Source organism: Pseudomonas sp. FSL W5-0203 (assembly GCF_001896155.1).
GTDB lineage: Bacteria > Pseudomonadota > Gammaproteobacteria > Pseudomonadales > Pseudomonadaceae > Aquipseudomonas > Aquipseudomonas paracarnis.
This window is the reverse complement of the sequence record NZ_MPOR01000006.1, coordinates 182,427-196,689: the sequence shown is the minus strand read 5'-3', so window position 1 is coordinate 196,689 and position 14,263 is coordinate 182,427. Positions and strand designations below refer to the sequence as shown.

Here is a 14,263-nt window from a genome sequence, read left to right as displayed (position 1 = left end):
TGGTGGCGCGCTCTTCAACGCTGAGTTCGGTATAAGACATAGGGGCAGCACCGTACCGGAAAGGTCAGGTGTTGCACTCAGTTTTTGCCGCCGCCACTCTTCACCGACCAGTATATTTTTACAAAGCGAGTTTGTGGATGCACAAGGCAATAAAGGCACCCATACCTATGAAATAGACAGCGCAAAAAATACCATTCGAAAACGTATCGATTTGAACGACAAAATCCCAGGTGCCATTTCGGACGATAAGATTAACTCCAAGCGCCTTGTCCCCCTCGCCCCTGATGGCAATTACAGCGATAACGTTCTTACGGCCGGGTCCACCGACGCGGTCAACGATGCTCCCAACAGCTTCGCCAGCGAAAAGACCCAGTACATCGCTGATGCCATGGTAAAAAAAATCAGTATTCGGGATAACGCAGAGTCACTGCGGGGCACCACTGCATTCGATGGTGAAGTCCCTTTCTGGCAAAAAATCGAAGATTTTGTAGTAGGGCTTATTCCGGGTTATAACGCCGTCAAAAACTTTATCGCAGGAAACTGGCGCGAGGGCCTCATCGATGTGGCGTTTGATGTTTTTGGCTTTCTTCTTGCCGGCGCCGGTGGGGCGGTGCGGGCCGCTGGCGCTGGTGCCAGAGCGGGCTCGTCTGCGTTTGGAAGTACCGCAAAAAGATTGGTGCGTGGCGCCATAGGCGCACTCAACCCTATCGATCCAAAGGGTATTGCGCAAGGCTTCGTGCAAGAAGGTATAACTTACTTGGCGAACAGTGGTCCCGGACGGAATAATCAACCTTCGTTTAAAATCAAGTATGACCCTGTAAAGATCTTCAGGAACGTTGAGAACGCCACAATAGGCAACGCCAACATGCAAGGGACAACAACAGCAATCGCTGCCACCCAGAAAAACGGCAAATGGTATGCCCTTGACCCTGTCAGTAAACAGCCGTTTGGTCTTCCCTTGAAGGATTTCGTGCCTTCGGCATAAAGGATGTCGTCAAGCGGGGAAAACGCGCAATACCTCAAAAAGGTTCTTCTCGGTGGTTCGAGAAGAACTTTTGCTATCGCACAAAACTTGCGCGTCTCGTTTGAATCATCACGCCAATAAACGCTGGATATGCTCCTGCAGCGTATCCAGATCAAACGGCTTGGCCAAAATCGGCGCGTTGCGCGTGATCGGGCTGTTGCAGTCGAGAATTTCCTGCGGATAGCCGCTGATAAAGATCACTTTCAGTTCCGGTCGCAGCTTGAGCGCCGGCTCAGCGATCTGCACCCCGGAAATTCCACCCGGCAGGCGGTAATCGGTGACCATCAAGTCCAGGTGCGGTTTGGTCGCAAGGATTTCGAAGGCCTGCTCCCCGTCGATCGCCTTCAAGACCCGGTAGCCCAAGCCTGCCAGGTACTCACCCAGCACAAACATAATGGATTCGTCGTCCTCGACGATCAGTACGACATCTTGTGCATCTTCACTCATGGGAAGCCTTTGTCCGGTCAATTGCTGCAGTTACGACCATGGGGTCACGCAGAGGTTGCGTCGAGCTGACGATTGATTTCACGCGGTCGCCTCAAGGGGCAAGCACACACGAAACAAGGCGCCCTCGCCTATCTGGCTCTCCACCTCGATGGTGCCGCCATGGGCCGCTACTATCTGCTCGGAAATAAACAATCCCAGGCCCAGGCCGGCGGCGGCATGATTGGCGGAAACCCGTTCGAACTGCTGGAAAATACGCTTCTGGTTGTCTTCACTGATACCAATGCCACGGTCGCGCACTTCCACGCGCGCCTCGCCATGCTCGGTATACACCCGTACATCCACCGGGCTTTTAGCCCCGTAGCGCAGGGCATTGGTCAGCAGGTTGGTGATCACCTGCTCGATACGGAATTCATCCCAGTGGCCCTCTACAGGCTCGTCTGCCACCAACTGCATCGACGATTCAGCCGCGGCGACCTGTGGCTCGAAGTTGTGCACGAGGTTGCGCACCAACTGCGCCAGGTCAAAACGCGCCGGGCGTATGGACAGCTTGCCGGTACGGATGCGTGACACGTCAAGCATGTCTTCGATCAGACGGATCAGGCTTTTGATCTGGCGCTCATCGCGGTCAACCATGGCGTGCATCTTGTCCAGAGTGAACGCGGCGGCGTTGTCCCGGGCCAGGTGCATCTTGCGCAACTGGGTCTCCAGAATCAGCCCGTTCAGGGGTGTACGCACTTCGTGGGCGACAATCGACATGAAATCGTCACGCATGCGCACCGCTTGTTCCAGTTCGGCCTGAGTGGCCTGCAGGCGCGTGAGCAACAGTTCCTGCTCGCGGCGGCTACGCTCCAGCTCTTCGACTTGCAGCTTCATCGCCTTGCTCTGGCGATACAGGTCGACGAACACATTGACCTTGCTCTTGACCGCATGGATATCCAAGGGCTTATGCAGGAAGTCCACCGCGCCGCTCTCATAACCCTTGAAGGCGTAGTTGAGTTCGCGCCCGGCGGCGCTGACGAACACGATGGGGATGTTCTTGGTCTTTTCGGTGCCGCGCATCAGTTCGGCCAGCTCGAACCCGTTCATGCCAGGCATCTGCACGTCGAGGATCGCCATGGCGAATTCATGTTCCAGCAACAGGGACAACGCCTCATCGGCACTCAATGCCTTGAAGACCTGGCGATCCTCACGCTTGATCAGCGCCTCTAGGGCCAGCAGGTTTTCCGGCAGATCGTCGACGATCAGCAGTTTGGCCTGGACAGTACTTAACATGGGAAGGGTTCCAGGGAAGCCAGCAATGAGCCGATTCGGCTCAAGGAAAGAATATGGTCAGGTGTGTGCAAGGCCAGGGCCGCCAGGGGCATGACGGCAATGCGTGCCTCTTGTGGGTCCTGCACGATGGTAATGCCACCCGATTGCTTGACGTGGGCCAGCCCACTTGCGCCGTCCTGGTTGGCGCCAGTCAACAAAATGGCGAGCAGGCGAGGCCCATACACATCGGCCGCCGAGGAAAACAGGTAGTCGATGGCGGGTCTGGAATGGTGCACCCGGTCTTCCTGACTCAGGGACAGGCTGCGGTCCTGCTCTACCGACAGGTGATAACCGGGCCCGGCAAAGTACAAGGTGCCCGCCTCCAGCGCTTCTTTGTCCCTTGCCTCCTTGATCGGGATGTTCAGGCGCCGGGCAAAGACTTCCGCCAATTGGCTGCGGCGCTCGTCCGGCAGGTGCAGCACGGCAATGATCGGCAGGCCGAAGGTACTGGGCAACTGGCCGAAAATACTCAGCAACGCCTCGACGCCGCCGGCGGACGCGCCGACGACGATGGCTTCGATCCCCGAAATCGGGGTGTCCGGCGCGTCGCTCATGATTTTCGGTAGATCCGTTCCTGCTTGACCAAGGGTTCGAATTGCTTGCTGTAGGCGGAAAAATCCAGGGTTTCCTTGCTGCCCAGCACCAAAAAGCCGCGATGACACAGCGACTCATGAAACAAGCCAAACGCTCGATCTTGCAATTTTTTATTGAAATAAATCAATACGTTACGGCATGAAATTAATTGCGTTTCTGAAAATACGCTGTCGGTCGCCAGGCTGTGATCGGCAAAGGTCACGTTCTCGCGCAATGTCTTGTCAAAGATCGCGTAATCGTAAGCTGCTGTGTAGTAGTCGGCAAATGAACGTTGCCCGCCGGCCTGCTGATAATTGGCGGTATAGGCGCGCACGTTCTCCAGGGAAAAGATGCCCTGCTTGGCTTTATCCAGCGACGCCGGGTTGATGTCCGTGGCGTAGATGATGGTGCGTTCCAGCAAGCCTTCTTCACGCAGCAGGATGGCCATGGAGTACACCTCCTCGCCTGTGCTGCAGCCGGCGATCCAGATCTTGATCGACGGGTAGGTCTTGAGCAGCGGCACGACTTCCTGGCGAATCGCGAGGAAGTGCGACGGGTCGCGAAACATCTCGCTCACCGGGATGGTCAAGAATTGCAGCAACTGCATGAACGCTGCAGGGTCGTGCAACACGCGCTCTTGCAGTGCGGAAATGGTCGCGCAGTCGAACTGACGCAAGGCATGGGCCACACGGCGTTTGACCGACGCGCCCGAATAGTCGCGAAAGTCGTAGCTGTACTTGAGGTAAATCGCCTCGATCAACAGGCGCAGCTCAATATCGCTGCTCTTATCCAAGAAACACTGCTCCACTTAAATGCGTTCCATCTTCGGTAGCCATACGCGAATCAGTGAGAACAGGCGGTCCAGGTCAATCGGCTTGGCCAGGTAATCGTTTGAGCCTGCTGCCAGGCAACGCTCCTGATCGTCCTTCATGGCCTTGGCCGTCACGGCAATGATTGGCAGTTTTTTCCAGCGTGGGTCCTGGCGGATCAAGGCGGTGGCCTCGTAACCGTCCATCTCCGGCATCATCACGTCCATCAGCACCAGGTCGATATCTTCGACTTCATTGAGTTTATCGATAGCCTCCTGGCCATTACGCCCGATCACCACCACAGCACCTTTGTGCTCCAGGGCGCTGGTCAGGGCGAAGATATTGCGCACGTCGTCGTCCACCAAGAGGATTTTGCGCCCCTCGAACACCTTGTCGCGGCTGCGGGCGGTCTTGAGCATCTTCTGGCGGTCATGGGACAACTGGGATTCGACTTTGTGCAGAAACAGCGTGACTTCATCCAGCAGACGCTCGGGCGAGCGCGCGCCCTTGATGATGATCGAGCGTGAATACTTGCGCAGTTCGGCCTCTTCATCCCGGGTCAGGTTACGCCCGGTGTAGACGATTACTGGCGGGAACGAGCAGATGTCCTCGGTGGCCATGCGCTTGAGCAGCTCGTTGCCGAGCATGTCCGGCAGCTTGAGATCGATGATCATGCAGTCGTAGATGGTGGTGCGCAACAGGTCGAGGGCCTCTTGGGCGAAGCCTACGGCAGTGATCTCGATGTCATCGTCGCCGATCAGGCGGGCAATGCTGTCGCGCTGCAGGTCATCGTCTTCCACCAGCAGGATGCGCTTGACCTTCTGGGTCAACTTGGCTTCCAGGCGCGCGAACACGTCCTTGAGCTCTTCGCGGGTGGTGGGCTTGACCGCATAACCGATGGCACCCATGTGCATGGCGGCTTCGACACGGTCTTCCACAGAGATCACGTGCACCGGGATGTGGCGCGTGTTGGCGTGTTCCTTGAGGCGTTGCAGCACAGTCAGTCCTGAGTGGTCGGGCAAGCGCATGTCCAGCAGAATCGCGTCGGGGATGTATTGCTCGGCGAGGCTGTAGCCCTCGTCGGCACCGTGGGCGACCAGGCAGTGGTAACCCAGCTCGTGGGCAAGATCGAACAGAATGCGCGCAAAATTCGGCTCGTCTTCCACTACCAGGATGCAGCGAGTGCTGAACGGCGCTTTTTCGCGGTCATCGGCAAAGCGCGGGATCAACTCGGCGTCAGCCACCGGCAGCGGCGATACCTTGACGGGCGTTGGTGCCGGCGCGACCACCACTTGGCGCGGTGGCTCGATCGGCGCCGCGGCCTCGTCGCGTTCTACATACTGTTCAGGCAATACGAGCGTGAAAATACTGCCTTTGCCCGGTTCGCTGGTCACACTGATATAGCCGCCCAGCAAGGTGGCCAGGTCACGGGAAATCGACAAGCCCAGGCCTGTACCGCCGTAACGGCGATTGGTGGTGCCGTCGGCCTGGCGGAAAGCTTCGAAGATGCTTTCCTGTTGATCCGGGGCGATACCAATGCCGGAATCGCGCACGGTAAAGGCAATGCCCTCCCCCGGCGCGCGGGACACCGACAGGCTGACCTCGCCCTGTTCAGTGAACTTGATGGCGTTGGACAACAGGTTCTTGAGGATCTGCTCCAGGCGTTGGCGATCAGTAAACAGCAGGGTTGGCGAGCCTTGTTGCACGTCCACCTGGAAGCCCAGTTTGCGGTCCATTGCCAGCGGCTCGAACATGCCACGCAGGCCATCCACCAGGCGCTCGACGCTGGCGTTTTCCGGGCGCACTTCCAGCTTGCCGGCTTCGACCTTGGAAATATCCAGGATGTCGTTGATCAGGTTGAGCAAGTCATTGCCGGCCGAATAGATCGACTCGGCAAACTTGACCTGCTCGGCGTTGAGGTTTTCCTGCGGGTTATCCGCCAGCAGTTTGGCCAGGATCAGCGAACTGTTGAGCGGTGTGCGCAGCTCATGGGACATGTTGGCAAGAAATTCGGATTTGTACTTGCTGGAGCGCTGCAACTCATCGGCGCGGTCTTCCAGCTCAAGCTGGGCCTGGTTCAGCTCGATGTTCTTGCGGTCCATGGCGTCGCGCTGTTCGGCCAGGGTCTGGGTCTGTTCGGCGAGTTGCTCGTTGGTCTGTTCAAGCTCAGCCTGTTGGGTTTCCAGGTGAGCCTGGGACTCCTTGAGGATGCGCGATTGCTCTTCGAGCTCTTCGTTGGCGGTCTTGAGCTCTTCCTGCTGCACTTGCAGCTCTTCGTTGAGTTGCTGGGTCTCGGCCAGCACTTCCTGCAAGCGCTGGCGATAGCGCGCGGCTTCGATGGAGGTGCCGATATTGCCGGCGATCAGTTCCAGCAGTTCGATATCACGCTCATCCAGAGGGCGCAGGAAGCCCAGCTCGACTACGCCGTTGACACGGTCATCATCGCTGGTCGGCATCACCAGGATGCTGCGAGTGGCCCCTTCGCCAAGACCGGAACTGACCTTGAAGTAATCCACCGGCACATCGTCCAGGCGAATCAGACGATTGAGCTGAGCGGCCTGCCCGACGATGCCTTCGTCGCTGTAGATCGACTGTTCTTGCTGTTCCTGCTCGCGGGAGAAACCATACGTGGCCACGCGCTTGAGGCCGCCGTGTTCTTCACGCACGTACAGCGCGGCGACCGCAGAGCCCATGTACTGGGCGAAGAATTGCAGGATATTGCGTCCCAGCATGTTCAGGGTCAGTTGGCCGAGTACTTGCTCGGCCAGCTCGGTCTGGCCATTGCGCAGCCAGGCGGTTTGCTCGAGGCGCCGTGCAATCTTCTGTTGTGACGCGAGGTTTGCGCTGTAACTCTTTGAAAGTGAGATTAAATTCTTCCTGCCGATGTAGGCCAGAAAACCACTCAACCCCAGTACAAACACCAAGTACAGCGTGACACTGATCACCGTCGTGCGGGTGACCTCTGCGTTACGGGTGATACGGAACTGCTGCTCCATCGCCACCGCGTCTTCGTATTCCTTGCGAATTTCATCAGTGAGCCGCTTGCCCCGGCCCGCCTTGACCGCGCCACGGTAATCACCGCTGTTGCGCTGCAGCTCAATCATCGACTGCGCGTAGGTGTTCCATTCGGTCTGCAAGGTTTCCAAGCGCTTGAGCCGGTCAACCTGCTGCGGATTGTCGGCTACCAGGTCTTGCAGATTGCGCAGGTCGGCAATGATCCGCGGCTTGGCCACTTCGTACGGATCAAGGAAGTGCTCGTCACCGGTGATCAGGAACCCGCGCATCCCTGTTTCCAGGTCAACCGTCAGTTTGGACGTCTCATTGAGGTTGTTAATGACGCGGTCGGTGTGCTCCACCCACTGGATCACCGAGAGCAAATAGGTAATCAGGCAGACGAAAAACACCGCGCTGAGCACGCCCACGCCCAAGGGCAGGGCCACGTTCCGGCTCAGCAGGGTACGAAAGCTTTTTTCATCGACGGACGACGCGGGTGTCATGGGCATGCCTTGGCCAAATGCGGGAAAACCGCAAGTTTGCCCGAATAACATCGCTCAACGCTATGTTTGTGCGTTGATTGGCAGCGGATGCGGTCAAGCGCATGGCGCCGGTACCTTGGTGAGTCGGCACGCAAGCGGACGGGACTTTTTGCGCCGCTAAGGTCACAATGCCAGCAATTGCTTCGGAACTTGCTGGCATTGTTATTACTCACAATCTAGTTGCCTTTAAGCCCAGCGCTCTCACTGTTCAGGAAAGTTCACTATGTCCCACACCTCCACCATCCTTGTAGTCGAAGACGACGCCATCGTGCGCATGCTGATCGTCGATGTCCTCGAAGAGTTGGAGTTCACGGTGCTCGAAGCCGCGGATGCTGGGGAAGCACTGGCGCAGGTGCAAAATACCGACCAGATCATCGACCTGATGATGACCGACGTCGGCCTGCCCGACATGGACGGCAAGCAACTGGCAACCAAAGTCCGCGAACTGCGCGCTACCCTGCCTATCCTGTTTGCCAGCGGCTATGCCGAAAACATTGATGTGCCCGCCGGTATGCAGGTGATTGGCAAGCCGTTCTCCATTGATCAATTGCGTGACAAAGTCAAATCCATGCTCTAACGCCCCTTCCTCATCGTCCTTTTCAGAGATTAACGTGACGACCGGCCAATAAAACAGGAAACTCAGCGCCTTCACGCCACGCTCTCAGATAGCACTCAGGAAGGACGCAACAACATGATTGGAAAACCGACGCGCCTGCTGTTGGCGAGCCTCTCGATACTCATGAGCTCCGGCGCCTGGGCTGACTTTACCGCAAGCCCCAGCGAAGCCAGGGCCATTGCCAAGGAAGCCTACTTGTACGGCTTCCCGGTGGTGCAGATGTACAAGACGCTCTACACCCAGGCCGTTGATAAAGGCGGTGCCCACTTCAAAGCGCCGTTTAACCGTATCGACAACGGCGCCCAGGTGCTCACCCCCAAGGACAACGCGGTTACCACCCCCAACGTCGACACGCCCTACTCGTTCGTGTGGATGGACCTGCGTAGAGAGCCGCTGGTGCTGACCCTGCCCAAGATTGAAGACAAGCGCTATTACTCGGTGCAGTTGATCGACCTCTATACGCAGAATTTTGCCTACCTGGGTACCCGCAGTACCGGCAATAACGGCGGCCACTACATGATCGCCGGGCCAGACTGGAAAGGTCAGCAGCCGGTGGACATCGACCGTGTGGTCTACAGCGAAAGCAACATCGCCTACGCCCTTTACCGCACGCAGCTGTTTGATGACAAAGACCTGGGCAAGGTCAAGCAGATCCAGAGCGGCTACAAGGTGCAGGCGCTGAGCAGTTATGTGAAGCAACCCGCGCCTGCCACTGTGCCGAAGATCCAATGGCCCAAGCCGATGGCAACCATGACCGAAGGCCCGCAGCTGTTTCACTACCTGAACTTCATGCTGGCCTTCGCCGCGCCCCAGGACAGCGAAAAAGATCTGCTGGCACGCTTTGCCAAGATCGGTATCGCCCCAGGCGCGCCGTTCAAGGTCAAGCAGTTGACTACCGAGCAGCGCAAGGCCCTGGAGGACGGCATCGCCGATGGCCGCGCCGAATTCGCCGCGTTCAAGAAGGCCAAGGTGGATACCCACCAAGTGACCGACGCAGACCTGTACGGCAGCCGCGACCACCTGCAAAACAACTACCTGTACCGCTACGCCGGTGCCGAGCTGGGGATGTTCGGCAACTCCAGTGATGAAGCCGCGCACTTGAGCTACGTCATCGACAGCGAGGGCAAGCCGGCTAATGGTGCACGCCACAGCTACACCGTGCATTTTGCCAAGGACCAGCTGCCGCCGGCCGATGCGTTCTGGTCACTGACGATGTATGACGCAAAGACCAAATTGCTGGTGCCGAATCACAAGAAGCGCTACCTGATCAATTCGCAGATGCTGCCGACCCTCAAGCTCGATGCCGATGGTGGCTTGACCCTGGCGCTGCAGCACCACGAACCTCCCAAGGCTGAGCAGAGCAACTGGTTGCCGGCCCCGCCCGGCCCGTTCTACGCGGTGTTGCGCATTTACCTGCCCAAGCCTGAAGTCGCTGGCGGCCAGTGGAAGCTACCAGCGTTGACGCCGCTTAAATAAGCTCGGCGAAAAAAAAGGCACGGCGGGTGATGACCCGCCGTGCTTTTTTTGACTCAGTGTTTTTTCAGCTTCACGTAGGACTGGTGCAGGTCCGACGCCCAACCATCGATGACGCTTTTCACATCGTCGGCCTTCATCACTTGGGAGTCATTAGCCAGCGGCTTGCCGGTGCCTTTGCGCACCACTTGGGCCAGCACTTTATGAGTGGCGCCGTCGAGAAACTGCGCCTCGGTGCCCAGGGTGGTCTCCTGGTCGCGAATGCCGGTGCCGGTGCTCACTGCCGCAGCCACCAGGGCGACGGGAATAAATTCATAAGGCTTGAGGCTCTCGGTCTTGCTGCTCACGGCGGTAATCGCCGCCCTTACCACGATCACTCCAGGGCCAGGGGCATTGGCCACGGGCAATGACTGAGCCAGCTCGCGCTTGAGCGCCTGGTTGTAATAGTCGTTGATTCCCCGCAACGTGCTCTCTGGAATGCGGGAAGTGGCCTGGGGCTTGGGGTAAAACTGGGTGGGCTCGATGTACACCGCCGTGTAACGGTTCAAATCCAGTTGTGGATCAACCCAGCGCATCACCTCAGCCCCCGAGGGTGACTTGGCCTCCTTGAGCTGGCTGTAGTTGGAAAGAAACCCTGAATACTCATTCGGTTGCACCACCTTGCTGGCGCAACCGGCCATACCGAGCGAAGCGACGCACAGTGTGCCGATCATTAGCCTTAATTTCATTATTGAACTCCCTGGCGAGCATCATCGTAAGAACGAGTGGTAGGTATAGCCAATGTTGAGGCATCGCACCTTAATTTAGCGCCGGGTATTGATCAGAAGTGATCGTTGATCAAGGTTATTTGAACTGCTCCGGTGAATTGGCTGGCAACTGCGTATGACTCATCCGCCTTCAATGGGTAAGGTGAAGCCACACTTTTTGTCCGGAGCACCACATGCGCACCATCGGCCTTATCGGCGGCATGAGCTGGGAGTCCAGCGCCGAGTATTACCGCCTTATCAACCAGCGTGTGCGCGACCAGCTCGGCCCGCTGCGGTCGGCGCAAGTGTTGATGTACAGCGTGGATTTCGGCCCGGTGGAACAGGCTCAGCATGCCGGGCGTTGGGACGATACCGCGCTGATCCTGGAAGATGCCGCGCGACGCTTGCAGGCCGGGGGGGCTGATTGTGTGGTGCTGTGTACCAACACCATGCATTTAGTGGCACCGCGCATTGAGGCGGCAGTGTCGATTCCCTTCCTGCATATTGCCGATGCCACGGCGGCTGCGGCCCTGGAGGCCGGGACCTTGACGGTGGGCTTGTTGGGTACCGCGTTCACCATGGAGCAGGATTTCCTTAAATCGCGCCTCGCCGGCCAGGGGCTCACCGTGCTGGTGCCAGACGCGGATGAACGCAAGGCGGTGCACCGAATCATCTATGAAGAGTTGTGCGTGGGCGTCATCAGCGACGCCTCGCGCCAGGTGTATCAGCAGGCGATCCAGACACTCGCCGCACGCGGCGCTCAGGCGATTATTCTTGGCTGCACGGAAATCTGCCTGCTGATCCAGCCCGAACACAGCGCCCTGCCGCTGCTGGACACCACCGCGTTGCACGCGCAGGCCGCGGTGGGGTTTGCCTTGCAGGGCATCTGTACCGGGCGCTGACTCTGTGGGCAATGCATGAGCCGTGTGGGAGCTGGCTTGCCTGCGATAGCGGTGGTTCAGTTGAAGATTCAGTGACTGACACTCCGCCTTCGCGGGCAAGCCCGCTCCCACAGTTTTACAGGATCAAGCCGACGTGCGCAGGCGCGCCATGCTCAGGGTGTCGACAAACATACCGTCGCGCAGGGCGTAATCGCGCAGCCGCCCTTCCACTTCGAAGCCGAACTTGCGGTACAGGTTGTGCGCAGGCTCGTTGTCGGCGTAGACCGTCAGCTCCACACGGCGCAGGTTCATCCAGTTGTCGGCCACCTCCAGCGCGGCCGCCAACAGCCGCGAACCGACACCCTTGCCCTGCCAGGCGGGCGCCACGCCCATACCCAACGAACCAACGTGGCTCTGGCGTACGCGCAGGTACTGCTCAAGCCCTAATTGGCCAATCACCTCACTGCCATGCAACGCCACCAGTTGCAGGCGCCGCTCGTTATCCATCACCAGGCGCTTGCGCCACATCTCAACCGACTGAAAAGGCATTTGCAGCACCTGACGGCAAACAGCCGGTTCGTTGTATAGCGAGGCGACGCCCTCCAGGTGGGCCTCGGTAAAACGCTGGATCACGATAGACGGTTCAGGTGGGTGCATTGCATTTCATCCTTTGAAAGACAAGTGGCGGACCAGTTTAGAGGCTAAGCGCCTGGCTGACGAGTCGGGCGTTTTCTTACCAGCCAACCAGCACCATCCTGCATCTGAACGATGGCGATCCCTATGCGCAGCGCCGATACTCAGCTCAGGCCCTGCCCCGTCAACCCGACACTTCGGCCTTCACCCTGTGACGAGAACAACAAAAAAAGTCCCACAGAGGAATACCCATGAGCCGTCTTGATTACTCGGGCCTGTTGCAGGCCTTCAGCACCCTGACCCTGGACCTGCAACGCTTGGCCCAACACCAGGACATCGAACACTTCCAGTGCCATGCCCTGGCACGCGTCAGCCAATTGCTGGCCTTCGACAGTGCCTGGTGGGGGCGCTCGGCTGTCATCAACGGTCTGCCGCAAGAGCACAACAGCTACCTCTACCAGTTGCCGCCCGACTACCTGGCGGACTGGCAGTCAATCCGCCATCTGGACGTGACCGTTGCACGGGTGCATGCCTCGCCTGGCGAGGCAGTAATTATCGATATGCGCGACCCCGCCAGCGGCAGCGCCTTGAACTGGCTAGCGCAACGCCACGGCCTAGGTGAATTGCTGTGTGTCATCCATATCGACCCGCAAACCCACCTCAGCCACCACCTGACGCTCTACCGCCAGCCCACTGCGCCCACGTTCAACGTGCAGGATTGCCAGTTGCTCAATAACCTGATGCTGCATCTGGTGGCGGCGGTCTCGGCAAACCAGATCCGCACCTTGGTGGCCATGCGTGAAACCCTGGCCAGCCCGCGCAATCTGGCCCTGGCGGTGTGCGACCCCCGGGGTGTGTTGCAATGCGCCGAGCGCGGTTTTGTCGACCTGCTGCTCAGCGAATGGCCGCAATGGTGTGGCCCCACTCTGCCGGTGCCGCTTGATGAGCGCGGGTATGACGGCAAGCGCATCCACATCCAGGCGTCCCCAGTGGGCGACCAATTGCTGTTGGCCGCGCGCCTCAACCGTGCCCTGCCCCAGCTCAGCCCACGGGAAAACGACGTGGCCCAAGGCTTCGGCGAGGGCAAGACCTACAAGGAAGTGGCCCGCGACCTTGGCCTTTCGCCCAATACCGTGCGCCACCATATTCGCGCCATCTACGCCAAGCTCGGCGTCAAGGACAAGGCGCGCATAGCGCACCTGGTGCACGCCCCGCCCGACTGACCCTGCCCGCTTCTCCCACGTTTTTGCCAAGGTCGTTTTTTACGGTCACGGGCTGCTGTTGCCCATTTTCCGGCCTCCTCTAACACGAGACGCTTCGCCATGACTTCAACGCGCCTACGTAACCTGACAGTGCTGTGCGCCAGCCTGTTCAGCCTCGACAGCCAGGCTGCCGACCTCAACGCCCGCGATTTTTTCGCCGCCCCACCGGGCACCCGCCTGGGTGTGCTGTACCTGCCCGCCACCCGTGCCAGCGATTTCCATGGCCCCGCCGACAGCACCGGCAAGGCCGACCTCAGGGTCAACGCCGTGGCCTACCGTCAGGTGTATTTCACCGACGCCTGCGGCACGTTGTGCACGCCGCAATTCATCCTGCCCTTTGCCGACATCAGCGCACGCCTTCCCGGCGCCAACCAGCGCAGCCGCGAGCGCGGCCTGGGCGATCCACAGGTGGGCGGCACGCTGTTTTTCGTCAACGACCCGGTGACGCGCACTTACAGCGGCTTGTTGAGCCTGATCACTGTGCCGATAGGTGAGTACCACAGCCAAAACCCGGACGTGTCCCCCGGTGCCAATTGCTGGGGCGCCACCTTTGTCTACAACTACACCCACGGTATCGGTGAGAAATGGGTGCTGGAAGCCAACCTGGAAGCCCAGCTCTATGGCCGCAATGACGATTACTTCGGCAGCGAACTCAAGCAAGCCCCGCTGTATCGCCTGCAGGCTTTTGCCTCGTATGACTTCAGCGCCGCCACTTACGGCGCATTGCGCCTGATCCAGGCCGACGGTGGCGCCCTGCGCCTCAACAACCGTCGCCTCGACGATACCCACAAGCGCTACACCCAAGTCGGCTTCGAACTCGGGCACTGGCTCGACCGGCAGAACCAACTGATGGTCAGCCTTTCGCAACACGTTGCGGCTTCCAATGGTTATGCCGGCACCGAAGCGCTGTTGCGCCTCGTGCATGTGTTCTGACCCCTTTCCCTGGAGCTTG

Annotated in this window: 12 protein-coding genes and 1 pseudogene; 6 read left to right on the top strand and 7 right to left on the bottom strand. The window is 58.9% G+C overall.

The features are described 5' to 3' along the window. A pseudogene (locus BOP96_RS08665) lies at positions 1–985 on the top strand (hypothetical protein); the annotation flags it as partial. Positions 986–1,093: 108 nt separating this feature from the next. Here BOP96_RS08665 and BOP96_RS08660 read toward each other — a convergent pair. From BOP96_RS08660 to BOP96_RS08640, 5 genes are all read right to left on the bottom strand, one after another. Continuing rightward, a complete protein-coding gene (locus tag BOP96_RS08660; protein WP_005788286.1) occupies positions 1,094–1,471 on the bottom strand; it encodes a response regulator in 378 nt (125 codons plus the stop codon). Between the two features lie 78 nt (positions 1,472–1,549). After that, complete coding sequence (locus BOP96_RS08655; RefSeq protein WP_020302773.1) at positions 1,550–2,743, bottom strand: hybrid sensor histidine kinase/response regulator; 1,194 nt, start codon at positions 2,741–2,743, stop codon at positions 1,550–1,552. Then, positions 2,737–3,336: a chemotaxis protein CheB gene (locus tag BOP96_RS08650; protein WP_073452458.1), complete on the bottom strand. Its 600-nt coding sequence runs from the start codon at positions 3,334–3,336 to the stop codon at positions 2,737–2,739. The genes BOP96_RS08655 and BOP96_RS08650 overlap by 7 nt, the downstream gene beginning before the upstream one ends. Then, positions 3,333–4,163 (bottom strand): CheR family methyltransferase, encoded by an 831-nt coding sequence (locus tag BOP96_RS08645; RefSeq protein ID WP_019817062.1) that lies wholly within the window; start codon positions 4,161–4,163, stop codon positions 3,333–3,335. The genes BOP96_RS08650 and BOP96_RS08645 overlap by 4 nt, the downstream gene beginning before the upstream one ends. Next, entirely contained in the window at positions 4,164–7,661 is a 3,498-nt protein-coding gene (locus tag BOP96_RS08640; RefSeq protein WP_073452456.1) for a response regulator, read from the bottom strand. Positions 7,662–7,923: 262 nt separating this feature from the next. Here BOP96_RS08640 and BOP96_RS08635 point away from each other — a divergent pair, with 262 nt between their 5' ends. Both BOP96_RS08635 and BOP96_RS08630 read left to right on the top strand, forming a co-directional pair. Next, entirely contained in the window at positions 7,924–8,277 is a 354-nt protein-coding gene (locus BOP96_RS08635; RefSeq protein WP_014718487.1) for a response regulator, read from the top strand. A 114-nt stretch (positions 8,278–8,391) separates the two neighbouring features. Continuing rightward, positions 8,392–9,792, top strand: a complete 1,401-nt coding sequence (locus tag BOP96_RS08630) for a DUF1254 domain-containing protein (protein ID WP_073452455.1) — start codon at positions 8,392–8,394, stop codon at positions 9,790–9,792. Between the two features lie 53 nt (positions 9,793–9,845). On the opposite strand, the gene BOP96_RS08625 is transcribed toward BOP96_RS08630, so the two are convergent. Next, entirely contained in the window at positions 9,846–10,517 is a 672-nt protein-coding gene (locus BOP96_RS08625) for a DUF3313 domain-containing protein (protein ID WP_014718489.1), read from the bottom strand. 212 nt (positions 10,518–10,729) lie between these two features. Between BOP96_RS08625 and BOP96_RS08620 the strand changes: the two genes are divergently transcribed. After that, positions 10,730–11,437: an aspartate/glutamate racemase family protein gene (locus BOP96_RS08620; protein WP_032903051.1), complete on the top strand. Its 708-nt coding sequence runs from the start codon at positions 10,730–10,732 to the stop codon at positions 11,435–11,437. A gap of 123 nt (positions 11,438–11,560) precedes the next feature. On the opposite strand, the gene BOP96_RS08615 is transcribed toward BOP96_RS08620, so the two are convergent. After that, the gene (locus BOP96_RS08615; protein ID WP_014718491.1) at positions 11,561–12,073 is read right to left on the bottom strand and encodes a GNAT family N-acetyltransferase; all 513 of its coding nucleotides are present in this window, start codon (positions 12,071–12,073) and stop codon (positions 11,561–11,563) included. Positions 12,074–12,300: 227 nt separating this feature from the next. On the opposite strand from BOP96_RS08615, the gene BOP96_RS08610 reads away from it, so the two are divergent. Next, the gene (locus BOP96_RS08610; protein ID WP_073452454.1) at positions 12,301–13,272 is read left to right on the top strand and encodes a helix-turn-helix transcriptional regulator; all 972 of its coding nucleotides are present in this window, start codon (positions 12,301–12,303) and stop codon (positions 13,270–13,272) included. Between the two features lie 99 nt (positions 13,273–13,371). After that, positions 13,372–14,244 carry a transporter gene (locus BOP96_RS08605; RefSeq protein ID WP_073452452.1) on the top strand — a complete coding sequence of 291 codons (873 nt, stop codon included), beginning with the start codon at positions 13,372–13,374 and terminating at the stop codon, positions 14,242–14,244. The last annotated feature ends 19 nt before the right edge of the window (positions 14,245–14,263 follow it).